Source organism: Vibrio sp. Vb1166, assembly GCF_033338695.1.
Taxonomy (GTDB): domain Bacteria; phylum Pseudomonadota; class Gammaproteobacteria; order Enterobacterales; family Vibrionaceae; genus Vibrio; species Vibrio alginolyticus.
Genome location: NZ_JAWOTE010000008.1, coordinates 14,432 through 36,511 on the forward strand (window position 1 = coordinate 14,432; position 22,080 = coordinate 36,511).

Here is a 22,080-nt window from a genome sequence, read left to right on the forward strand (position 1 = left end):
AGAGGAACTCCTAGTGAGTTCCTTTTTTTACACCAGAAACGGAGAAAGCCATGAAAGAAAGCCATTTTTTCGCCCACCTGGCTCGAATGAAGCTGATCCAACGCTGGCCTTTAATGCGGTCCGTCTCACCAGAAAACGTTTCAGAGCATAGCTTACAAGTTGCTTTTGTCGCTCATGCCCTTGCCCTAATTAAAAACAAAAAGTTCGGCGGCAACCTTAATCCAGAACGCATCGCGATTCTTGCCATGTACCATGACTCCAGTGAAGTATTAACGGGTGATCTTCCGACTCCAGTGAAGTATTACAACCCTGAAATTGCCAAAGAATATAAGAAGATAGAATCGGCAGCGGAGCAAAAATTACTCTCAATGTTACCGGAAGAGTTCCGAGATGATTTTGCCCCCTATCTTCTTTCTCACTCTGCACATGAAGAGGACGCAAAAATCGTTAAGCAAGCCGATTCCATCTGTGCCTATTTAAAATGTCTCGAAGAACTAAGCGCCGGCAACCATGAGTTCGCTCTGGCAAAAAAACGCTTAGACGTCACTTTGCAAGAACGCAGAACGCCTGAAATGGATTACTTTCTCAATACCTTTGCCCCAAGTTTCGAATTATCGTTAGATGAAATCAGTTAGCTTACGGAGATAATCGTGTCGTTTGAATTACACCCGCAATGGCAAGAGCGCCATGATGATGAGCATAAAATCCGTCGAGACGACCATCGGAGCCCGTACCAACGAGACCGAGCGCGCATTCTTCACTCGGCTGCATTTCGACGCCTACAAGCAAAAACCCAAGTACACGGCAATAGCTTGGAAGACTTTCACCGCAGTCGGTTAACGCACTCCTTAGAAGCGTCGCAACTCGGGACCGGTATCGTCGCCCAGTTAAAGAAAAAACAACCAGAGTTCCGTGAACTATTACCATCAGACAGCTTAATTGATTCATTATGTTTGGCTCACGACATCGGGCATCCTCCATACGGTCATGGGGGAGAAGTCGCTCTAAACTACGTAATGCGCGAACATGGCGGCTTCGAGGGGAACGCCCAAACCTTTCGTATCGTCACTAAGTTAGAGCCTTATACCGAGCATTTCGGAATGAATTTATCACGCCGCACACTGCTTGGTTTGATTAAGTACCCTGCCCTCATTAGTCAAACACGCTCCGTCAAGTTGCCTCAACCAGCCGAGCATCAACGTAAACTAAAAGCAAAAGATTGGAGCCCAGCTAAAGGCATTTATGATTGTGATAAAGACTTATTTGATTGGGTAATTGCACCGCTTTCTGACAACGACAAGGCATTGCTTAGTCTGATGCGTTCAACGCCAGAATCGGAGTTTGAGCACAGTAAAACGCGTTTTAAATCACTCGATTGCTCAATCATGGAGTTAGCAGATGATATCGCCTACGGTGTTCATGATTTAGAAGATGCAATCGTACTTGGTATGGTGACACGTCAGCAATGGCAAGAAGGCGCAGCAAGTCAATTAGTGGACTGTGGCGACCCGTGGTTTGAAGCTCATATCGATTCCATCGGACAGATGCTATTTAGCGGTAAGCACCATGAGCGGAAAGATGCCATCGGTGGTATGGTTAACGCGCTACTGACCAGCATTTCAATCAAAGCGGTGGATGAGCCGTTTAATAACCCGTTACTGTCTTGGAATGCGTGTTTAGAACCACAGATGGCACGTGCACTTGACGTACTCAAGCACTTTGTCAGCACCTTCGTTATCCAAGTCCCGCAGGTCCAGATCGTTGAGTATAAGGGTCAGCAAATTATTATGGATATTTTTGAAGCGTTAACAGCAGACCCAGAGCGATTACTACCCGTTCATACAAAAGATCTGTGGTGTCAGGCGAAGAGCGAGAGCAATAAGATGAGGGTCATCGCCGATTATATTTCTGCAATGACCGATGGTCACGCGCAAAAGCTACACCGCCAACTTTTCTCTTCCATCGTTCTTTAGTAACACTCAACCTTTCAAGTAATTCTTTTCAAAAACGCCCGGAGGCATCTGGGCGATTTGGAATTCGATCATCTTTTCAAAGGCACGCATCAGCGGTGTAAAGTCTCGCTCGGGTTCAAGCAAGCGAAGCGAATGATAACCAGCCTCGACTGTCGATAAGCTATTCTCAGAGGGCGCCTTACGAATGGTGTAGTGCCCTTGTAGTTGCTTAGGCAACTGCACGGTTGGGAATGAATGTAAGTTGCTTGAGAGTTGCCACATTTTGTACGCTTTTTTCCACGTACCATCGAGCAAAATCAAACGTATTTTCTTAGATACACTATGACTCGCTTGAGTGATTTCAGAAATGCATCGTGACTCTTCTGATGGGTAAAGAACAAAATGTTGATATGACTTATCCGCTAATAAGTGATTTAAGACATCATCACAAGAAAAGTCCTCTCCTATCAAACAAATACAGTTATCTAAACTCAAATTGAGAATCCGTGCCGTACCAAGCGGACGATGTTCTTCACTCGTGTGCTGAAGAATGATAAGTTCTACCTCGCTTGCCAGCGGTACAATCCATTGGCAAATACACGCTTTTTGCGATTTTCCACAACGAGAACAATAACGAGACATAGAGTGAACCTTTATACCTTGCTGAGTATTATCAGCGTGATCTGTTTGATACTTCAATTTGAACCAATGGCAAGCCTAACCGAGTGGCACAGCTACAATATACGCCATGGTGAATGGTGGCGAATCGTAACAGGAAATCTCACACATACCAACTTTGCGCACTTAGGAATGAACCTCGCCGGATTGTGGATCATTACTTTTATTTTTCGCCCAAGCACTCGTAACTTCCTTATCGTTTTTTCAATCTTATGTGCATGTGTTGGTGCGCTGAATTTGTTTACCAACATGTCGGTATACGTGGGTTTATCCGGCGTATTACACGGATTGTTTGGATTTTGGGCGCTCAGAGAAGTCTTTGAAAGCAGAAGAAGCAGTGTGTTGTTAGTCGGAGGGCTAATCGCCAAAGTAGCATGGGAGCAGGTCTATGGCCCATCCAGCAGTACTGCTGAGCTTATCGGTGCAAACGTTGCTATTGATGCTCATATGTTTGGCGCACTCGGTGGGTTAGTAATGGCTTTACTGGAAAAAGGCCTTCGCCGTCGTTTATTCGGATAAAAAATCCCGAACCACGAAAGAGGGGCTGGTTCGGGAAAGCAGTAATAGGGAAACAGATATTGTTCTGAATTCAGACTCAATATCTGCAATACATCAAGCTACAGTAAAATGCGGTCTTCGTTTTTCTTAACTGTCGCTTCACCTATGCCTTTTACGCTCTTCAAATCTGCTGCCGTTTTAAAAGGGCCATGTTCCTCGCGGTAGTCCACTATACTCTGCGCTTTCTTCTCACCTATACCTTTCAACATGGTCGCAATTTCTTCAGCAGTGGCCGTGTTGATATTTACAGTAATTTCAATTCCTTCATATTTGTCAGTGGCTGAATCCGCAGCCATGCTAAAAGGTGCAAAAACAAATAAGCACAATGTCAAAATCCATTTCATATTGAACATACAATCTCCAAAATAGTAGGCTAAAAACAGTCGTCGAGAGCGAGTCACTATCAAGTTTGCAATGGAAAGCAATATGGTTATGCATTTAACAAACTGAGATGACCCGGAATTCACAACGGCCGCTATCACTTAAACGCGCACTAATTTAAGTAATGCCTATTGATGATTGAAGTTCATAAAGACAAAAATAAAACGGACCGCTTATGCGGTCCGTTTTATTCAACATACAAATTACACTAATTGTGCTTAGTTGCTCACAACAAAGTACTCAATGTCAGTATTTGCACGCAGTACGGCTAGTACAGATGATAAATCTTGCTGAGAAGATGCACGCTGCATTTGCATCGCAACTTGATCTTCTAACTCACTATCTAGCTCTGCGTTTACAGCATCAAGCTCGATGATAATGATGTTACCTTCAAGATCTTTAGACTGACCGTATACTGGTTTACCATCGACTGGTTTTGACATCGCGAATACCGTTGTTGCCAACGGAGAACGACGATCTACTGTCTCTTGTTCACCAAAGGCAAGATTGTTTTCAGCAAGCACGTTCGTCTTACCTTCTTTCAATGCCGCAACGACTTGTGTTCCAAGTTCCATCGCTTCTTGCTCACCTTTAACACGAGATAGCTCTGCAACAACCTGATCTTTCACTTCTTCTAATGGAAGAACTGTCTCGTCACGCGCATCTTCAACACGAACAACGATAATATGCTCAGGCGCAACTTCGATAGCTTCAGAGTTTAGGCCATCTTCTTTAACTTCAGGACTTAGGATAGCTTGCATTACCGCAGGGCTACGAAGCACTTCAGGTGCATCAACCTGAGAAATAAAGTCCGTTGTCTTCACTTCTTGGTTAACCGCTTGAGAAGCATCATACAATGAGTCTGGGTATTCAAACGCTACGCGCTCAAGCTCATTTTGCAACTCGTAGAATTGATCGATCGCTTGTTGGTCAACCATCTCTTGTTTGATTTCAGCAGCGACTTCTTCAAATGGCTTCGCCACAGAATCTTTTAGCTCTTCAAGCTTGATAATGTGATAGCCAAAGTCCGACTTTACTAGACCCGACGTATCGCCAGGATTCTTCAGTGCGAATGCCGCTTCTTCAAAAGCAGGGTCCATCACATCACGCTCAATCCAACCTAGGTCACCACCGTTTTCAGCGCTGCCAAAATCGTCAGATTTCTCTTGAGCAAGCGTCGCAAAATCTGCACCCGCGTTTAGCTCACCTAGGATAGCTTGCGCTTTTGCTTCATCGTCCCCTTCTACAAGAATGTGAGCGACACGGCGTTGCTCTTCTGAAGAGTATTTGTTTAAGTGCTCGTCGTAGTACTTTTTCACCTCAGCATCAGAAACATTAACTTGTTCCTTTAGCGCTTCAGCTGACAGTTCGATGTAAGAGACTTTAACCTGCTCTGGGCGTGTAAAGTTGTCTGGGTTTGCTTTGTAGTACTCTTGAATTTCTTCGTCGGTCAATTCAATATTTTTCGCAAACTCCGCTAAGTCGATCTGAATCGTGCGAATATCACGAGTTTGAGTGAACAGCTTGCCTTCTGCTTGTACTTCACCCGGCAGAATAAATTCACTGTTTTGTAGCGCATTCAGCAGTTGCTCACGAACCAATTCACGACGCATGTACTCAGCAAAAGAGTCTGGCGAAAAGCCTGCACGACGCAAAGAGGCTTGATAGATCTCTTGATCAAACTGACCATTAGATTGGAACTGAGGCATGTCTAGAATCATGCTACGCACTTGAGTGTCGCTGATTCGCAGACCCAAAGCTTCAGCTTGTTGGTCAAGCAACACGTCATTGATCATTCGATCTAAAACGGATTTGCGGAAAGATTCAACATATGCAGGGTCAGCCAGCATTTGAGAGAAGTAGTCACCCAACTGAGCTTGCATACGGTTACGCTCATTTTGGTATGCCATCTCGAACTCACCACGAGGAATCTCAGTGTTACCGACTTTCGCTGCAGAGTTGTTGCTACCACCAACGATGTAGCTACCTACACCTGCAAATACGAAAGACAGGATGATAAGTCCAAGGATAATTTTGACCGCGATGCTATTCACGCCTTCGCGTAGTCGATCCATCATAATTTAACTGCTCTCCACAATTGAAGCCTACTGCTTCTATCTAATAGAAATAATGGCGCAATAATATCAGAAAAAGAAATGCGCATCAGTATGATGCGCATAATTTAAGAAAGTTCGGCTCGAAGTTTGTAAATTTTTGTTCGAAACTTATTGTTTGAGCAAAAGTTAAGCAAATGGCCGGTTACAGAAAAAACGCCGTGATTAGTTACAAGCGTCTTTCAGTGCTTTACCAGCTTTGAAAGCTGGTACTTTTGCTTCTGCGATTTGGATTTCTTCACCAGTTTTTGGGTTACGACCAGTACGTGCAGCACGAGTGCGAACGCTGAATGTACCAAAGCCAACTAGAGCGACTTGATCACCAGATTGAAGAGTTCCGCTTACTGCTTCGATGAATGCATCTAGAGCACGACCCGCTGACGCTTTAGAAATATCTGCATTTTCTGCGATTTGTTCTACTAACTGAGTTTTATTCACTGTAATTTCCCCTTTGTGTCATCTGTGATTATTTTTGTGATGACTTTCGTTCCATTGTTAAGAAAATATGCTCCACCCCTTATTCATCAAGGGCTGGCAGCTATCGAAACTAACTTAGCGCCCAAAAAAAACGCTGACAAGCCTTTTTGGGCTTATCAGCGTAAACTTTTACTTATTTTTGCTACACATCACTATTTTTGAGACTCAAACTCAACGCCCGTCGGGTCTCGCTCTAGTGCGACTTTCAGTACTTCATCAATCCACTGTACAGGGATAACTTTCAGATCAGCGATAACATTATCAGGAATCTCTTCCAAATCACGCTCGTTATCTTTTGGAATTAGCACTGTCTTAATGCCACCACGGTGTGCCGCAAGTAACTTCTCTTTTAGGCCGCCGATAGGTAGAACCTCACCACGCAGTGTGATTTCACCCGTCATCGCTACTTCTGCTTTCACAGGGTTGCCTGTCAGAGAAGAAACCAATGCCGTACACATTGCTGTACCCGCACTTGGGCCATCTTTTGGTGTCGCGCCTTCCGGTACGTGTACGTGAATATCTTTCTTCTCGTAGAAGTCAGTATTGATACCTAGCTTTTCTGCACGAGAGCGAACCACTGTCATTGCTGCTTGGATAGACTCTTGCATCACATCACCAAGAGAACCCGTTTGTGTCAGCTTACCTTTACCTGGCATTGATTGAGTTTCAATCGTTAATAGATCGCCACCCACCTCTGTCCAAGCTAGACCAGTTACTTGACCAATTCGGTTACTTTCATCCGCTTTACCGTAATCGAAACGTTGAACACCTAAGTACTCTTTTAGGTTGTCCATCGTTACCGTTACTGACTTGATGTCCTTATCCAGCAAGATATTCTTCACTGCTTTACGGCAGATCTTAGAAATCTCACGCTCTAAGTTACGGACACCCGCTTCACGCGTGTAGTAACGAATGATGCCAATAATCGCAGAATCTTCAATGACGATCTCATCCGCTTTCAAGCCATTACGCTTCACTTGTTTATCAACAAGGTGACGTTTTGCAATGTTCAGCTTCTCGTCTTCGGTGTAACCAGATAAACGAATAACTTCCATACGGTCTAACAATGGGCCCGGGATGTTCATCGAGTTCGATGTCGCAACAAACATAACGTCAGAGAGATCGTAATCCACTTCTAGGTAGTGATCGTTGAACGAGTTATTCTGTTCAGGATCAAGCACTTCTAGTAGAGCCGATGCCGGATCACCACGCATATCTGAAGACATTTTGTCGATTTCGTCCAATAAGAACAGCGGGTTCTTCACACCAACCTTCGACATCTTCTGGATCAATTTGCCTGGTAATGAGCCGATGTAAGTACGACGGTGACCACGAATTTCCGCTTCATCACGCACACCACCCAACGCCATACGAACATACTTACGGCCTGTAGCTGAAGCAATTGAACGACCAAGAGACGTTTTACCTACACCAGGAGGACCAACAAGACAAAGGATAGGACCTTTTAGCTTGTTGATACGGTTTTGAACAGCCAGGTATTCAAGGATACGTTCTTTGACGCGTTCTAGACCGTAGTGATCTTCATTAAGAACCTCTTCTGCTTTCGCTAAGTTTTTCTTAACTTTTGAGCGCTTAGCCCAAGGAACGCTGACCATCCAATCGATGTAGCTACGAACCACTGTTGCTTCAGCAGACATTGGAGACATCATCTTAAGCTTTTGCAGCTCTTGCTCTGTCTTTTCACGTGCCTCTTGAGGCATTTTTGATTCGTCAATCTTCTTCTGTAGCGTTTCGAACTCGTCTGGTGCGTCTTCCATCTCACCAAGTTCTTTCTGAATCGCTTTCATTTGCTCATTCAGATAGTACTCACGCTGAGATTTTTCCATTTGCTTTTTAACGCGACCACGAATTCGTTTTTCAACTTGCAGCAAGTCGATCTCTGATTCCATCTGGCCCATCAGGAATTCCAGACGCTCAGTGACGTCAACAATTTCAAGTACTTGCTGCTTATCTACCAACTTTAACGGCATATGAGCCGCAATGGTATCCGCTAAGCGTGCGGCTTCGTCGATACCATTAAGTGATGTTAGCACTTCTGGTGGAATCTTCTTGTTTAGCTTAATGAACCCTTCAAACTGATTAATCGCGCTGCGAACAATCACTTCTTGCTCACGCTCATCCAATTCTGGCGTAACAACAAATTCAGCTTCCGCTAGGAAGAAGTCACTCTCTTTAAAGTGATTGATTTTTGCTCGCTGCTGGCCTTCGACCAATACTTTTACTGTGCCATCCGGAAGCTTCAAGAGCTGGAGAATGGTGGCTACCGTACCTACGTCAAATAGGTCGTCAACCGTAGGCTCGTCAGTATCCGCTTGCTTTTGTGCCACAAGAAGAACTTGTTTGTTGGTTTCCATCGCCGTTTCTAGACAGCTAATCGATTTCTCACGACCAACAAACAATGGAATAACCATGTGTGGGTAGACCACTACGTCACGTAGAGGTAGTACCGGGATCTCGATACGCTCGGAACGTTCCAAGTTCATATAATTCTCTCTTCCGCTTTCACGTTTAACGTATTACTTAAGGCAGTATATGGGGGCTAATTGTTTGGATTCAATAAGAGAAATAAAAAAAGGAGGTAATTACTTACCTCCTTTTTCATTATGGCTGAATTTACTCTGCTCCAGCTGCCTGATTGTCTGCGTTACTGTAAATAAGCAGTGGCTCTGACTCGCCATTAATGACGGACTCATCAATCACGACTTTACTAACGTCTGTTGCAGATGGTAATTCGTACATGGTTTCAAGTAGCACGCCTTCAAGAATCGAGCGTAAGCCACGAGCACCTGTTTTACGCTCCATTGCTTTTTTCGCGATAGCGCGCAGCGCATCTTCACGGAATTCAAGTTCAGCGTTTTCTAGCTCAAACAATGCTGCATATTGCTTGGTCAGTGCGTTCTTCGGTTCACATAGGATCTGAATCAACGCTTCTTCATCAAGCTCAGTCAGTGTTGTTGTTACAGGTAGACGACCAATGAATTCTGGAATGAGGCCATACTTCACTAAGTCTTCAGGTTCAACTTGAGTAAATAGCTCACCTACCGTCTTCGATTCATTCTTCGAACGAACTTCAGCACCAAAGCCAATACCTGTACCTGTTGCAACACGCTGCTCAATCACTTTGTCTAAGCCAGCAAAAGCACCACCACAGATGAACAGGATCTTAGATGTGTCCACTTGTAGGAATTCTTGCTGAGGATGCTTACGACCACCTTGAGGTGGAACCGATGCAACCGTACCTTCGATAAGTTTTAGTAGCGCCTGCTGAACACCTTCACCAGATACGTCACGCGTAATAGATGGGTTTTCAGCTTTGCGTGAAATCTTATCAATTTCATCAATGTAAACGATGCCGCGTTCCGCTTTAGCTACATCGTAATCACATTTTTGCAGAAGCTTTTGGATGATGTTTTCAACGTCTTCACCTACGTAACCGGCTTCGGTTAGTGTCGTCGCGTCTGCCATTGTAAATGGCACATCCAAGAATCGAGCTAATGTCTCCGCAAGTAGTGTTTTACCGCTACCTGTAGGACCAATTAGAAGGATGTTACTCTTACCAAGCTCCACACCTTCGCTCGTTGTATCACCATTGCGTAAACGCTTGTAGTGGTTATATACCGCAACTGCGAGCACTTTTTTCGCGTAATCTTGCCCGATCACATAGTCATCAAGGTGTTCACGGATCTGTTTTGGCGTTGGTAACGCTTCAGATTCTTTCTTAGGGAGAACATCCTTGATTTCTTCGCGAATAATATCGTTACATAAGTCGACACATTCGTCGCAAATGTACACTGACGGACCTGCGATTAGCTTGCGAACTTCGTGCTGACTTTTGCCGCAGAAAGAACAGTACAGCAATTTACCGCTGCCACTTTCTTTGCTTTTATCTGTCATTCGCTAACCTCTTAGCCTTTACTCTTCATGAATGAGTGTATATCAATTTTTGCCAAAATGCGCTGGCTAATTACTCGCCACGGTGGCTTAACACTGCATCCACGATACCGTATTCCACAGCCTGCTCTGATGACATGAAGTTATCACGATCAGTATCGCGCTCAATGACTTCAAGAGGTTGGCCTGTATGTTCTGCTAACAACTTGTTTAGCTTCTGTTTAATCGTCAGGATTTCCTGAGCATGGATTTGGATATCAGAAGCTTGACCCTGGAAACCACCCAATGGTTGGTGGATCATTACACGAGAGTTAGGCAGTACGTAACGCTTACCTGGCGCACCACCTGCAAGCAGGAAGGCACCCATTGAACATGCTTGACCCATACACACAGTGCTGACATTTGGCTTAATGAACTGCATGGTATCGTAAATAGACATACCAGCTGTTACGCTGCCGCCTGGCGAGTTGATGTATAGGAAAATATCTTTATCTGGATTTTCAGATTCTAGGAAAAGTAGCTGAGCCACGACAAGGTTTGCCATGTGGTCTTCCACTTGACCCGTTAAAAAAATCACGCGCTCTTTAAGCAGACGTGAGTAGATGTCGTAAGAGCGTTCGCCTCGGGAAGTTTGTTCAACCACCATTGGTACTAGCGCGTCCATAATTGGCGACATTGCATTTTTTTCTTGGTAGCTCATATTCTTATGTCCCTAAAATAAATGGCCCGGATGATGACTATCATACGGACCATTGTTAGCAGAATAGTTAACGTTAAGTCAACCTTCTACGCAAGATATTGCTTATTAAGCAGCAGGTTGTTGTTGGTTAAGTAGCTCGTTGAAGCCTACTTCTTTCTCAGAAACCTGTGCTTTAGCGATGATCGCGTCGATTGCTTGCTCTTCTAGAGCTACGTTGCGCATGTTGTTCATCATTTCTTCGTTTTGCTCGTAGTAAGCAATAACTTCTGATGGATCTTCGTATGCAGTAGCCATTTCTTCGATTAGAGCTTTAACTTTCTCGTCGTCCGCTTTTAGCTCTTCAGATTTGATTACTTCACCTAGTAGAAGACCAACAACTACGCGACGTTTAGCTTGTTCTTCGAACAGTTCACGTGGAAGCTGAGCAGCAGCTTCTGGGTTACCACCGAAGCGTTGTGCAGCTTGTTGACGTAGAACTTGGATTTCTTGCTCGATAAGCGCTGATGGTACGTTGATGTCGTTTTGCTCAACTAGACCGTCAATCGCTTGCTCTTTGATGCGGTTCTTAACAGCTTGCTTAAGTTCGCGTTCCATGTTCTTACGAACTTCAGCTTTAAGTGCTTCAACACCACCTTCAACAACACCGAACTTAGCAACGAACTCGTCGTTTAGTTCTGGTAGTTCACGAGCTTCAACTTTGTTCACTTTGATTGCGAACTTAGCTGCTTTACCTTTTAGGTTTTCAGCGTGGTAATCTTCTGGGAAAGTCACGTCGATGTCGAATTCCATACCAGCAGTTTTACCTGCGATACCGTCTTCGAAACCAGGGATCATGCGACCAGCACCCATTTCTAGAGGGAAGTTCTCAGCTTTACCACCTTCGAACTCTTCACCGTCGATAGAACCAACGAAGTCGATGCTTACGCGTTTGCCATCTTCTGCTGCTTCTTCAACTTCAACCCAAGTTGCTTGTTGCTTACGTAGAGTATCGATCATCTCTTCTACGTCTGCATCTTTAACTTCTGTTAGTGGTTTTTCAACAGTGATGCTCTCTAGGCCTTTAAGCTCAACTTCTGGGTAAACTTCAAAAGTTGCAGTGAAAACTAGGTCTGAACCTTCTTTGTTCTCTACAGGAGCGAAAGTTGGAGCGCCAGCTGGGTTGATTTTCTCTTTAACGATAGCTTCGATGAAGTGGCGTTGCATTACTTCACCAAGAACGTCTTGACGTACTGCTTTGCCGTACATCTTAGCAACCATTTTTAGAGGCACTTTACCCTTACGGAAACCATCGAAACGACGGTTTTTAGCGATGTTGCGTAGTTCAGCTGTTACAGCGTCTTCGATGTTTGCAGCTGGAACAGTAATGTTTAGACGGCGCTCTAGGCCCTCTAGCGTTTCAACAGTAACTTGCATTATATATAAACCTCTAAAGTGGCTCGGTTTTCCGAGCGTATGAGCGAAACTCAGAGGAGCTTACGCTTCATCCTTGTGTAGTGTTCTGTCCGAACACCTAATTTAAAATCGAGTATCGATACTGGTTGTCAGTACCGGACTAATCAGTGATATCTTCGATAAAATAACCAAAGGTATCTCCTATTAGCCTCAGGACAGAATTTTTAGACGCGACATTCTAGCGATCTGTCGCAACCCTGTCGAGCCAATAGCCACTATGTGGACATTGTCTGCGCTAAATTCTCGAATGCTGACCCATTTTTTCTTCAAAAATGCGATTCAGACACCGTCTAAGCATCGCCAGCATATCTAGAATGGGGACAATAGCGACTTTTTCAAGAGAATCGACCGGTTTTTTTATCGAAAAGCCTAAAAAGAGATCTTGCTCTTGTTTTACTCCACAGAGTTGAAAACTAAATCCCTAATCCTTCCTACAAACTATTAACATTTTCTTACGTGACCAAAGGAAGTTGTAAGGAGTGTAAGGATGTCGCAAAAAAAACGGATTCTGCTGACATTTTTTGCTTTCTATTTCCTGTGCGCAATTATCGGTGGCCATTGGGTTTGGCAGACCAGTTATCAATCTCTACTTGATAAACACCAATCACAGCTTGAGCAATTTTCTGGCCATATAAAAAATAAACTCGATAAGTACGCCCATATCCCAAATCTTCTCGCTAAAGATGATCCACTTTATCAAGCGCTTCTGCACCCCAACAACAGTGCGCAACTGGAAATCACTAATCGGTATTTAGAATCCGTTAATGGCGTGATTGAAGCAGCGGATACGTACTTAATCGATCAATGGGGTACAACGATCGCGGCCAGCAACTGGCGTAAACAGCGCTCCTTTATCGGGCGAAATTTTGCATTTCGCCCTTATTTCAAACAAGCCATTGTAGGCAAAAGAAGCCAATACTACGCACTGGGCTCAACATCTGGTAAACGTGGCTACTACTATTCTTATCCCATCATATACGCTGGCGGTGTACTTGGTGTCGTCGTGGTGAAGATGGACCTAAGTAAGATAGAGGACAACTGGCAGCAACCAAACAGTGTTTTTGTCGCCAGCGACCCATACGGAATTGTTTTCATGAGTAGCCGAAGTGAATGGCTACTCAAAAGCTTACAACCACTGACAAAAAAAGAGAAAAAGCAAGTTTGGGCAAGCCAACAATATCTTGATGCGCCAATTGAAACGCTTGGATTAGTGGGTAGTTTGGACGAGGTGCATTCTGAGCTTAAACAGGGTTACCCATACAATAAAGGAACCTTGGTGGTCTCTTCGCTGCCCCTTCCCGAACTCAAACTGACAATTCGTGTGCTGTCTCCTAAACAGTCGATCGTTTGGTTCACCATGGGTTACATCTTTGTACTCACTCTAGCATTCATGGTTTTGTTTTTAATTGGTCAGCTTATCTATCACCGTCAACAGCGTCACTTGCAACTTGAACGAATTCAACAAGAAGCAAATCAAAAGTTGGAATATCAAGTCATGGCACGGACTGCCGAGTTGCAAGCGGAGATCGCACAGCGTATCGATACCGAGCAAACTTTACGCGTTACTCAAGATGAATTGGTGCAAGCAGCGAAACTCGCGGTGTTAGGACAAATGTCGGCCAGTATCAGCCATGAACTGAATAATCCACTTGCAGCAATTCGTAGCTTTGCGGAGAACGGCAAGCTGTTTCTAAAAAAAGAAAAATATGAGCGAGTGGAAGATAATCTCACTCGCATTTCTGCTCTCACTGACCGTATGGCAAATATCAGTCAGCAACTTCGCTCTTTCGCCAAAAAAACCAGTGGTGACGAGTTGGCTCAATCTCGATTGTTCCCTGTGATAGCCTCTGTAAAAGAACTGATGAAGCCCGCATTTAAATCAGGGCGCGTCACGTTAGAAACAAATTTGCCAGAGCATGATGTTGAAGTGCAGATCAATATTATTCAACTGGAGCAAGTGTTGGTCAATTTACTGACTAATGCGATAGAAGCACTCAAAGAACAACAAGACAAACAGGTAGAATTATCTGTAGAACACGATGAGCACACTGATTTAGTTTGGATTCATGTTGATGATAATGGCCCAGGACTTGGCTCTTTCTCACTTTCTGATTTATGTGAGCCGTTTCTAACCACTAAACTGAACGGTTTAGGTTTGGGTCTCTCTATCTCGCAACAAATCTTAGCCAGTATGAATGGAAAATTATGTGCCCATAATCGAGAACAAGGCGGCGCTCGATTCTCATTGTGTTTACCTATCACTTCTTACAACACTGAACCATCAAAAGGATAAGATCATGTGTCAGGTGTTTTTTATTGATGATGAGGCCGATCTCAGACTCGCTATAGAACAGACCTTTGAACTTGCGGATATCGACGCCAAGTTTTTTGTGGATGCAGAATCGGCTTTAATAGCGATGCAGCAAGGAGAAGAAGCTGGCGTCGTGGTCACTGATATCTGTTTACCGGGCATTTCTGGTATGGATATGCTAACAACTTTGACTCAACGCGATGCAAACTTACCCGTCATCATGATCACTGGACACGGTGATATTTCCATGGCAGTGCAAGCCCTTCATCAAGGCGCTTACGACTTTATTGAGAAACCTTTTGCGCCAGAGCATTTGGTTGAAACGGTTAAGCGGGCGATTGAGAAGCGCAAACTAACCAATGAAAATGAAAAACTGCGCCTGTCACTTAAAGCCAGTAAAACCCTTGGTCCACGAGTTATTGGTGAAACCTCTAGCATCCAAATATTACGAGAGACCATCACCCAAATCGCCGATACCGACGCCGATATTTTATTGTTTGGTGAAACCGGTACAGGGAAAGAGTTAATCGCTCGTTCTTTACATGAGCAAAGCTCTCGCCGGAACCAAAACTTTGTCGCCGTAAATTGTGGAGCGGTTCCAGAGAACTTAATTGAGAGTGAACTCTACGGCCATGAAAAAGGCGCATTCACTGGCGCCGAAAGCCGTCGTATCGGTAAATTTGAGTTTGCACAAGGCGGCACACTTTTCTTGGATGAGATCGAGTCGATGCCTATCCAAGCCCAAATTCGTTTATTGAGGGTATTACAAGAGCGCGTGATTGAGCGTGTCGGTTCAAATGAATTATTGCCTTTAGATATTCGAGTGATTGCAGCAACAAAGGTCGATTTAAAACACGCAGCTGAAGAAGGTACTTTCCGTCAGGATCTCTATTATCGGCTCAATGTCGTGACCTTGGATCTCCCGCCACTACGCGAACGAAAAGAAGACATTCCAGCCCTCTTTCACCACTTTCTGTTGGTAGCAGCTTCACGTTATGGCAAAAGCTCTCCTAGCTTGTCACCCCAAGATCTAGCGCAACTGATGAGCCATGACTGGCCTGGCAATGTTCGAGAACTCAGAAATGCTGCAGAGCGTTTTGTGCTATTGGGTAAGTTAATTCAGTTGGGAGAATCAAACCCAGTCGCTAAGTCTTCCTCAAGCCTTGCAGAGCAAGTGGCGGAGTTTGAGAGAGCAGCCATTGAAGGCGCTTTATTAGAAAACAACGGTAGTATTAAACAGACAATGTGCCAATTGAATGTGCCAAGAAAAACCCTTTACGACAAGATGCAGCGCTACCAAATAAATAAAGACCTTTACAAATAAAACACGTTCAAATAGCTGGCATTATATTCAACTTGAATCATAATTTTTAACAACGGGTTTATCATGGTTGTTATAGATATGAACGAAAAAGTGAGAATACCGATTGTTACAGATACCGTGCTCGTAGACGGTTGCTATCAAGAAGAGAGAAGATTCGGTGAAGAGCGTCGTAAAAATAAAAAGAGGTGGCGACACTATGAACGTCGAATTAATTCAGACCCGCGCAAAACTTGTTACAAGTCAATAGACGAAGAGGTGTGAATTCTCACACCTCTTTCTACTTTCTGGCTTCCATTACTTGGTAATGATCTCCGGCCCCATCAAGGTAGTAGGCAACCAAGTCGAAACCCATGGTACATATGTGACGATAATTAGGAACAAGAACATCACTCCAACCCAGGGTAATGCTGCCTTCACTACGTTCATCATCGACATTTTGGCAACACCAGCGGTCACAAATAAGTTAAGACCCACGGGCGGCGTTATCATTCCTATCTCCATATTCACCACCATCATTATGCCCAAGTGAATTGGGTCTATGCCTAATGCAATCGCAATTGGGAACACGAGCGGCGCAACAATGATCAACAAGCCTGATGGCTCCATAAACTGACCACCAATCAACAACAAGACGTTCACCACAATCAAGAAAGTGATGGGTCCGAGACCAGCCGAGAGCATCGACTCGGTGATCATTTGCGGGATGCGTTCTTCCGTTAAAACATGCTTCAAAATTAAGGCATTAGCAATGATGAACAGCAGCATGATGGTGAGTTTACCCGCTTCATACAGGGTGTGTTTGGTGTCTTTATGAACAAAGGTTTGGAAGATTTTAACGAGCGCAGGTTTAGTGTTTTTCTTGTCTGCAAATGGCCCCATGTCTTTGTATACAAAGTTAGCAATAAAGAATGAGTACACAGCAGCAACCGCAGCGGCTTCTGTCGGCGTAAAGATACCGCCATAGATACCACCAAGAATGATGACGACCAACAATAAGCCCCAGCTTGCATCCTTGGCGGCATCGAAGGTTTCTTTCCAACCGACAAAAGGTTGTTTTGGAAGGTTCTTGATTCTCGCAGCAATGTAAATCGCGATCATCAACATGACACCCGCCAGCAAACCGGGAATCACACCACCAAGGAACATACGTCCAACTGACACATCCGTTGCGGCTGCATACACCACCATCACAATCGAAGGTGGGATCAAAATCCCTAGCGTACCTGCGTTACAAATTACCCCAGAGGCAAACTCTTTTGAGTAACCGTTTTTGATCATACCTGCGATAACAATACTACCTATGGCAACAACCGTTGCAGGTGAGGAACCTGACAACGCGGCAAACATCATACACGCTACAACCGAAGCCATCGCCAAACCGCCGCGGAACCAGCCTACAATGGCAATGGCGAAACGAATGATCCGCTTTGCTACGCCACCCGTCGACATAAAGCTTGAAGCCAATATAAAAAATGGAATAGCCAATAGCGTGTAGTGGCCCGCGAACGCATTAAACAGCGTTTGAGCAACTGACGCTAAAGAGGCATCCGAATGCATTAAAAGGAAAAGAACACTGGAAAGGCCCAGCGAAATAGCAATTGGCACGCCAACCAGCATAAAGCCAATTACCATCAAAAATAGAAATAAGATATCCATGGCTTATTGCCCCTTGTTTTTAGCGTCTTGCGAGGCCTTTGGAGCCATTACGTCTTCAGCGTCGCTCATCTCAGCTTTAAGAGATTCGAGCTCTTCCTCCGCTTCATGTCCTGCAATCAAGCGATCGAGCTTACCAGTAGCGATTTGCCACGTGACTTGAACAAATCTAAACGTTAGTAGCGCCATTCCAAGTGGCAAAGCGAAGTAAGGAATAAAACGTGGCAGCTTTTCATAACGCTCTCCCTCATTTAACCAATCGGCCATGAACTGGAGTATTTCAGGCATCGGAATATCGTCCGTTTCATACCACGCTCGGTCAGTAGCGAACGGATACCAGTAGTTCCAAGCGCCAATTAACAGCAAAATAGAGAAGGCTAAGCAACACATTGCTGCAAAAAGCGCCAGGGCTTTTCGTTTACCTTCCGGAACGATGTTAATAATGACATCGACACCAATATGAAAGTGTTTTTTCACACCATAAGATGCGCCAACCAACACCATCCATGCGAACATGAAAACGGTGAGCTCAAGCGCCCAAAGAATATTGTCGTTAAAGACATAACGAAAGATGACATTGGCAAAGGTCAGCAAGGTCATGGCACCCAAGAAGAAAGCAATCAAAGTCTCTTCAATGGCATCGGTGATTCGTCCAGCCTTGGCAAAAAAAGTCTGTTCCATAATTACATCACGTCGTCTGTAGGGGGGAAAGAGCCCCCTCTGTTTGAGAGGGCTAAATGTGCTAGGTGTTATTATTTTTGGTTAGACGCCAAAGCGGCTTCGATTAGGTCAGAACCAATGTCTTTTTCGAACTTCTTCCATACTGGTTGAAGTGCAGTGATCCATTCTTGACGCTGTTCTGGCGTTAGAGTACGAACCACACCACCTGCTTCGATGATATTGTTCTTATTCGCAAGGTTTACTTTGGTTGACTCAGCATTACGCTGCGCAGTTACCTCTTGAATAATGGTATTTAACTGCTCGCGCTGATCATCTGGTAGGTTTTTCCAGAAGTCGTTTGACGTCACAACTAAGTAATCCAGAATTCCGTGGTTCGTTTCCGTAATGCCATCTTGAACTTCGAAGAATTTTTTGCCGTAAATGTTTGACCAAGTATTTTCTTGACCATCAATAACCTTAGTTTGCAAGCCTCCGTAAACTTCTTTGAACGACATTTTTTGGGGGTTAGCACCTAGCTGCTCAAACTGAGCAACGAGTACATCAGAGGCTTGAACACGGAACTTAAGTCCTTCAGCATCAGTTGGAGAAATGAGCGGCTTGTTGGCTGACATTTGCTTCATGCCGTTATGCCAAAACGCAATACCTTGCAGACCACGACGTTTCATTGAATTTTTCAGCTTTTCACCCGCTTCCGAGTTTTGGAAACGGTCAACCGCGTCGACATCATCGAACAAGAAAGGAAGATCGAAAAGGCGGTACTTCTTGGTGAATTTCTCAAACTTAGAAAGAGAAGGAGCAGCGAGTTGAACATCACCATTCAGTAGCGCTTCCAACACTTTGTCATCATCATAAAGTGTTGAGTTAGGAAACACCTGCATACAGACTTTACCGTTCATCTCTTCGTTGACGCGCTTTTCAAGTAACGAAGCCGCGATGCCTTTAGGGTGTTTGTCCGCGTTCGTTACATGGCTAAACTTGATGACCGTTTCACCCGGGTCACAATTTGCGGCAGCATTAAAACTGGTAACAGCAAGTGCAGAGACAGATAGTAGAGTTAGAGGCTTAAACATTATTATTCTCCTTGTTGAATCACATCCCATCCCGTCCATGAGTAACTAGGTGTTAGGCGATGGGTACGGATGTTCAACAAAGAGCAATTAATGGACCATGTTAAAATTTATATGTATTTCAATAAATTAACATGGCCCATTAACATGAATCCGAAGTGTAACGAGTGAATTCCACCCAAGAAAAAGATAAAAATGGGTGGAAAATGACCCATTTATGAAGAACAGCTTATCTCCATTTTCTTCCCCCATTCCGGCGGCAATTTCGCGTAATCATCAAACTCGGGTTGCTCATCAAATGGGCGTTTTAACAGTTCGGCCAATCGGTGTAATTCGCTAAGGTCCCCTTCTTCCGCTTTATCAATCGCCAACTGAGCCAAGTAGTTACGCAAGATGTATTTGGGATTGGCTTGACGCATCTGTTTGCAACGCTGTTCGGTTGAAATCAGGCCCCCTAGTTCATCAACCTCTAGCTCACACCGAGCTAAGTACAGATCAAGCCAAGCTCGCGCAGCTTCTTGGTCGAGAAATAAATCGATTACGGCTTGGGAAGGCGCATTATCAAGGTTTGAAAGTGTTCTGAAGAAGCGAGTGTAGTCCGTTTTGTTCTGGTGAAGAAGCTCAAACATAGCTTCAAACAAACGCCCGTCTTCCGCTATCTTAGTTTTTAAGCCCAACTTCTCACGCATGAGGCGGCTGAACTGCTGGCTTAAATGAACTTCAAATTGACTCAACGACGATTCTAAATCTTCTCGTTCAACGAGTGGCGATAGCGCATGCGCCAATGCTGACAAGTTCCAAAGCGCAATTCTAGGCTGTTGATCAAATGCGTAACGACCCTGGTAGTCTGAATGATTACAAATGTATCCCGGCTCATAATCATCAAGAAAGCCAAACGGACCATAATCAAAAGTTTGCCCAAGAATTGACATGTTATCGGTATTCATCACACCATGCGCAAAACCAAAAGCTTGCCAATATGCGATCATCTCGGCTGTTTTAGTCACGATGGCGTCAAACATCGCGGCATATGGTTTCTCCGCCGATGCACAATCAGCAAAGTGCCACTCAATCACCTTATCCGCCAACAGCTTCTGCTCTGCTAACTGGTTGGTGTAAAAGAAATGCTCAAAGTGACCAAATCGAACATGGGTTTCAGCCATTCGAAGTAACAAAGCGCCCGATTCCGTTTTTTCTCGATAAACAGGTGTATCACTGACCATCATACCGAGAGCACGTGTCGTCGGAACCCCAAGGCCCGCCATGGCTTCACTGCACAGGTACTCACGGATAGTTGAGCGTAATACCGCTCGCCCATCTCCCATTCGCGAGTAAGGCGTTAGCCCTGCACCTTTGAGGTGAAGATCAAACCAAGTACCATTCTGATGCTCAATTTCTGCCAACAGTAATCCACGTCCATCGCCCAAATCTGGGTTGTAAACGCCAAACTGATGGCCTGCATATTTCATCGCAAGAGGACGAAATTGTTCGAATTCACTTAGCCCGGAAAAAACCGCCAATAACTCATCGTTTTGCTCTTCTGGTAAACCAAACTGCTGTGCAAACTCACCATTCCAAGCGACCCAGCGAGTGTTGTCCAAGGGTTGTGGCTCGACCAACGTATAGAACGCTGACGGTAATTGACTAAAGCGATGGGTGAAATTGACCCGTTGCCAAATGGACATGTAGGGTTCCTTAATAAAAAGAAGTACTGTTGTGAGTATACGTGTGAATGTCCCTGTCATTCAGCCATGAAATGGGCATGGGTATTTTGCGTGAATAACGCGAAGGCGGCAGGAAGGTATCAACCTGCCGCAGACCGTCTCCTAAACGGAGGTTGCATGTAAAAACGATCAAAGGGTTAAGCGGAAAATTCTTCACCCGTTTTTGGTGGCTGTGATGGCGTATCAAAACGAGCGCGTTCGATATCCACTACCGTTTTATAGCTCAACGATAACAATGCCAGCTGGTACGCGCCAAAAATACCATAGGCCACACCGACGAGGCTCAACATAAAGAGATTCGTAAAGTGGCTAAAGATCAGCTGACTGAGCAAGCCCGCACCCAATGGAATTAGTCCCATCAAAATGAATACTTGTTTGTTGTATGCTCTGCTCTGGTTCCACGAACGACGCAAACTGCGCGGCTGATGATCCATTGCTGTCGCTGGCAACACAAATGACCATCGCGCCATTACCCAATAGCCAGGAATGCTTGCAATCGTTGTGATAATAGCCATAGCAACAAAGTCGGCTTCACCACTTTCTGCAATGTAGATAAACGACAACACAAAGATCGGGATACCAATAACGAGCATCATCATCAGTCCAAACAGTATCCACCAGCCTATGAAACGGAATTCTCGAGCTGACAAACGAAATACATCCAACGCAGAGTGCATGTAATCGCCGGCTAAATAAATTCGATGCACACGCACAGCCGCCATAGCGGCAACAAGTGGGTACAAAATAATTGTGACGAAATAAAATCCTGCGACATTGCCTTCTTGAACGTTCGCTTGATCTTGCCCCGTCATTTCAGGATACATAAAAGCAAAAATTGAGTGCACGATAATCAACGGAATACAAGCAATAACAATTGCGAGTAGATTCCTTCTGACCATCACTGCCGCTTCTCGGCATATTTCCGAAACAGAAAAGCCCTCGGTAGACATATAACATCCTTAGTTCATAAAAATCGGCCCCTAGGGTAACCGCAGAGTAGAAAAATCGCTTTAAAAATAATGAGAAACACATCTCATAAGATAATGAGAACGAAACCAAAATAGATCAGATAAAAAATAAGCCACTCAATGTGAGT

General features: G+C 44.5%; 19 protein-coding genes and 1 pseudogene. 6 read left to right on the forward strand and 14 right to left on the reverse strand.

Annotation, left to right across the window (positions count from 1 at the left end; all coding sequences use genetic code 11):
- The first annotated feature begins 50 nt into the window (after nt 1-50).
- Nucleotides 51-635 carry a 5'-deoxynucleotidase gene (gene yfbR, locus R7E51_RS10445; RefSeq protein WP_021707675.1) on the forward strand — a complete coding sequence of 195 codons (585 nt, stop codon included), beginning with the start codon at nt 51-53 and terminating at the stop codon, nt 633-635.
- 15 nt (nt 636-650) lie between these two features.
- Entirely contained in the window at nt 651-1,973 is a 1,323-nt protein-coding gene (locus R7E51_RS10450; RefSeq protein ID WP_017819918.1) for an anti-phage deoxyguanosine triphosphatase, read from the forward strand.
- A gap of 6 nt (nt 1,974-1,979) precedes the next feature.
- Here R7E51_RS10450 and R7E51_RS10455 read toward each other — a convergent pair whose 3' ends face one another.
- Nucleotides 1,980-2,594: a tRNA-uridine aminocarboxypropyltransferase gene (locus R7E51_RS10455; RefSeq protein ID WP_017819919.1), complete on the reverse strand. Its 615-nt coding sequence runs from the start codon at nt 2,592-2,594 to the stop codon at nt 1,980-1,982.
- Between the two features lie 3 nt (nt 2,595-2,597).
- Between R7E51_RS10455 and rrtA the strand changes: the two genes are divergently transcribed.
- On the forward strand, nt 2,598-3,149 hold the full coding sequence (rrtA, locus tag R7E51_RS10460) for a rhombosortase (RefSeq protein ID WP_005382331.1): 552 nt from the start codon (nt 2,598-2,600) through the stop codon (nt 3,147-3,149).
- A 98-nt stretch (nt 3,150-3,247) separates the two neighbouring features.
- On the opposite strand, the gene R7E51_RS10465 is transcribed toward rrtA, so the two are convergent.
- From R7E51_RS10465 to R7E51_RS10500, 8 genes and pseudogenes are all read right to left on the reverse strand, one after another.
- Nucleotides 3,248-3,532, reverse strand: coding sequence for a ComEA family DNA-binding protein (locus R7E51_RS10465; RefSeq protein WP_031777211.1), 285 nt, complete (start codon nt 3,530-3,532; stop codon nt 3,248-3,250).
- Nucleotides 3,533-3,787: 255 nt separating this feature from the next.
- On the reverse strand, nt 3,788-5,647 hold the full coding sequence (gene ppiD, locus R7E51_RS10470; RefSeq protein ID WP_017819920.1) for a peptidylprolyl isomerase: 1,860 nt from the start codon (nt 5,645-5,647) through the stop codon (nt 3,788-3,790).
- Nucleotides 5,648-5,848: 201 nt separating this feature from the next.
- The gene (locus R7E51_RS10475; RefSeq protein ID WP_005382341.1) at nt 5,849-6,121 is read right to left on the reverse strand and encodes an HU family DNA-binding protein; all 273 of its coding nucleotides are present in this window, start codon (nt 6,119-6,121) and stop codon (nt 5,849-5,851) included.
- A gap of 191 nt (nt 6,122-6,312) precedes the next feature.
- Nucleotides 6,313-8,664, reverse strand: coding sequence for an endopeptidase La (lon, locus tag R7E51_RS10480; RefSeq protein ID WP_005384300.1), 2,352 nt, complete (start codon nt 8,662-8,664; stop codon nt 6,313-6,315).
- 130 nt (nt 8,665-8,794) lie between these two features.
- Complete coding sequence (gene clpX / locus R7E51_RS10485) at nt 8,795-10,075, reverse strand: ATP-dependent protease ATP-binding subunit ClpX (RefSeq protein ID WP_005382345.1); 1,281 nt, start codon at nt 10,073-10,075, stop codon at nt 8,795-8,797.
- A 70-nt stretch (nt 10,076-10,145) separates the two neighbouring features.
- Complete coding sequence (gene clpP / locus R7E51_RS10490) at nt 10,146-10,772, reverse strand: ATP-dependent Clp endopeptidase proteolytic subunit ClpP (protein ID WP_005382347.1); 627 nt, start codon at nt 10,770-10,772, stop codon at nt 10,146-10,148.
- A gap of 105 nt (nt 10,773-10,877) precedes the next feature.
- Complete coding sequence (gene tig, locus R7E51_RS10495; RefSeq protein WP_005382251.1) at nt 10,878-12,185, reverse strand: trigger factor; 1,308 nt, start codon at nt 12,183-12,185, stop codon at nt 10,878-10,880.
- A gap of 274 nt (nt 12,186-12,459) precedes the next feature.
- Nucleotides 12,460-12,672 (reverse strand): annotated as a pseudogene (locus tag R7E51_RS10500) (hypothetical protein).
- A 39-nt stretch (nt 12,673-12,711) separates the two neighbouring features.
- Here R7E51_RS10500 and R7E51_RS10505 point away from each other — a divergent pair.
- From R7E51_RS10505 to R7E51_RS10515, 3 genes are all read left to right on the forward strand, one after another.
- Entirely contained in the window at nt 12,712-14,517 is a 1,806-nt protein-coding gene (locus R7E51_RS10505) for a sensor histidine kinase (RefSeq protein WP_017819921.1), read from the forward strand.
- Between the two features lie 4 nt (nt 14,518-14,521).
- The gene (locus R7E51_RS10510; protein ID WP_017819922.1) at nt 14,522-15,859 is read left to right on the forward strand and encodes a sigma-54-dependent transcriptional regulator; all 1,338 of its coding nucleotides are present in this window, start codon (nt 14,522-14,524) and stop codon (nt 15,857-15,859) included.
- Nucleotides 15,860-15,937: 78 nt separating this feature from the next.
- Nucleotides 15,938-16,120 (forward strand): hypothetical protein, encoded by a 183-nt coding sequence (locus tag R7E51_RS10515; protein WP_021034161.1) that lies wholly within the window; start codon nt 15,938-15,940, stop codon nt 16,118-16,120.
- A gap of 33 nt (nt 16,121-16,153) precedes the next feature.
- On the opposite strand, the gene R7E51_RS10520 is transcribed toward R7E51_RS10515, so the two are convergent.
- The 5 genes from R7E51_RS10520 to R7E51_RS10540 all read right to left on the reverse strand — a co-directional run bounded on the left by R7E51_RS10520 (nt 16,154) and on the right by R7E51_RS10540 (nt 21,934).
- Nucleotides 16,154-17,515 (reverse strand): TRAP transporter large permease, encoded by a 1,362-nt coding sequence (locus R7E51_RS10520; RefSeq protein ID WP_005382255.1) that lies wholly within the window; start codon nt 17,513-17,515, stop codon nt 16,154-16,156.
- 3 nt (nt 17,516-17,518) lie between these two features.
- Nucleotides 17,519-18,193 (reverse strand): TRAP transporter small permease, encoded by a 675-nt coding sequence (locus tag R7E51_RS10525; protein WP_206958157.1) that lies wholly within the window; start codon nt 18,191-18,193, stop codon nt 17,519-17,521.
- Between the two features lie 71 nt (nt 18,194-18,264).
- The gene (locus R7E51_RS10530; RefSeq protein ID WP_206958159.1) at nt 18,265-19,263 is read right to left on the reverse strand and encodes a TRAP transporter substrate-binding protein; all 999 of its coding nucleotides are present in this window, start codon (nt 19,261-19,263) and stop codon (nt 18,265-18,267) included.
- 212 nt (nt 19,264-19,475) lie between these two features.
- Nucleotides 19,476-20,945 carry a protein adenylyltransferase SelO gene (locus R7E51_RS10535; protein ID WP_206958161.1) on the reverse strand — a complete coding sequence of 490 codons (1,470 nt, stop codon included), beginning with the start codon at nt 20,943-20,945 and terminating at the stop codon, nt 19,476-19,478.
- 176 nt (nt 20,946-21,121) lie between these two features.
- Nucleotides 21,122-21,934 carry a sugar transporter gene (locus R7E51_RS10540; protein WP_104975968.1) on the reverse strand — a complete coding sequence of 271 codons (813 nt, stop codon included), beginning with the start codon at nt 21,932-21,934 and terminating at the stop codon, nt 21,122-21,124.
- Nucleotides 21,935-22,080: the final 146 nt, after the last annotated feature.

Excerpts from the sequence above, each read along its gene's own strand:
- R7E51_RS10455 (WP_017819919.1), bottom strand. The coding sequence starts at position 2,594 with ATGTCTCGTTATTGTTCTCGTTGTGGAAAATCGCAAAAAGCGTGTATT.
- clpP (WP_005382347.1), bottom strand. The coding sequence starts at position 10,772 with ATGAGCTACCAAGAAAAAAATGCAATGTCGCCAATTATGGACGCGCTA.
- R7E51_RS10465 (WP_031777211.1), bottom strand. The coding sequence starts at position 3,532 with ATGAAATGGATTTTGACATTGTGCTTATTTGTTTTTGCACCTTTTAGC.
- R7E51_RS10535 (WP_206958161.1), bottom strand. The coding sequence starts at position 20,945 with ATGTCCATTTGGCAACGGGTCAATTTCACCCATCGCTTTAGTCAATTA.
- R7E51_RS10510 (WP_017819922.1), top strand. The coding sequence starts at position 14,522 with ATGTGTCAGGTGTTTTTTATTGATGATGAGGCCGATCTCAGACTCGCT.
- clpX (WP_005382345.1), bottom strand. The coding sequence starts at position 10,075 with ATGACAGATAAAAGCAAAGAAAGTGGCAGCGGTAAATTGCTGTACTGT.
- lon (WP_005384300.1), bottom strand. The coding sequence starts at position 8,664 with ATGAACTTGGAACGTTCCGAGCGTATCGAGATCCCGGTACTACCTCTA.
- ppiD (WP_017819920.1), bottom strand. The coding sequence starts at position 5,647 with ATGATGGATCGACTACGCGAAGGCGTGAATAGCATCGCGGTCAAAATT.
- R7E51_RS10525 (WP_206958157.1), bottom strand. The coding sequence starts at position 18,193 with ATGGAACAGACTTTTTTTGCCAAGGCTGGACGAATCACCGATGCCATT.
- tig (WP_005382251.1), bottom strand. The coding sequence starts at position 12,185 with ATGCAAGTTACTGTTGAAACGCTAGAGGGCCTAGAGCGCCGTCTAAAC.
- R7E51_RS10530 (WP_206958159.1), bottom strand. The coding sequence starts at position 19,263 with ATGTTTAAGCCTCTAACTCTACTATCTGTCTCTGCACTTGCTGTTACC.
- yfbR (WP_021707675.1), top strand. The coding sequence starts at position 51 with ATGAAAGAAAGCCATTTTTTCGCCCACCTGGCTCGAATGAAGCTGATC.
- R7E51_RS10515 (WP_021034161.1), top strand. The coding sequence starts at position 15,938 with ATGAACGAAAAAGTGAGAATACCGATTGTTACAGATACCGTGCTCGTA.
- R7E51_RS10520 (WP_005382255.1), bottom strand. The coding sequence starts at position 17,515 with ATGGATATCTTATTTCTATTTTTGATGGTAATTGGCTTTATGCTGGTT.
- R7E51_RS10540 (WP_104975968.1), bottom strand. The coding sequence starts at position 21,934 with ATGTCTACCGAGGGCTTTTCTGTTTCGGAAATATGCCGAGAAGCGGCA.
- R7E51_RS10505 (WP_017819921.1), top strand. The coding sequence starts at position 12,712 with ATGTCGCAAAAAAAACGGATTCTGCTGACATTTTTTGCTTTCTATTTC.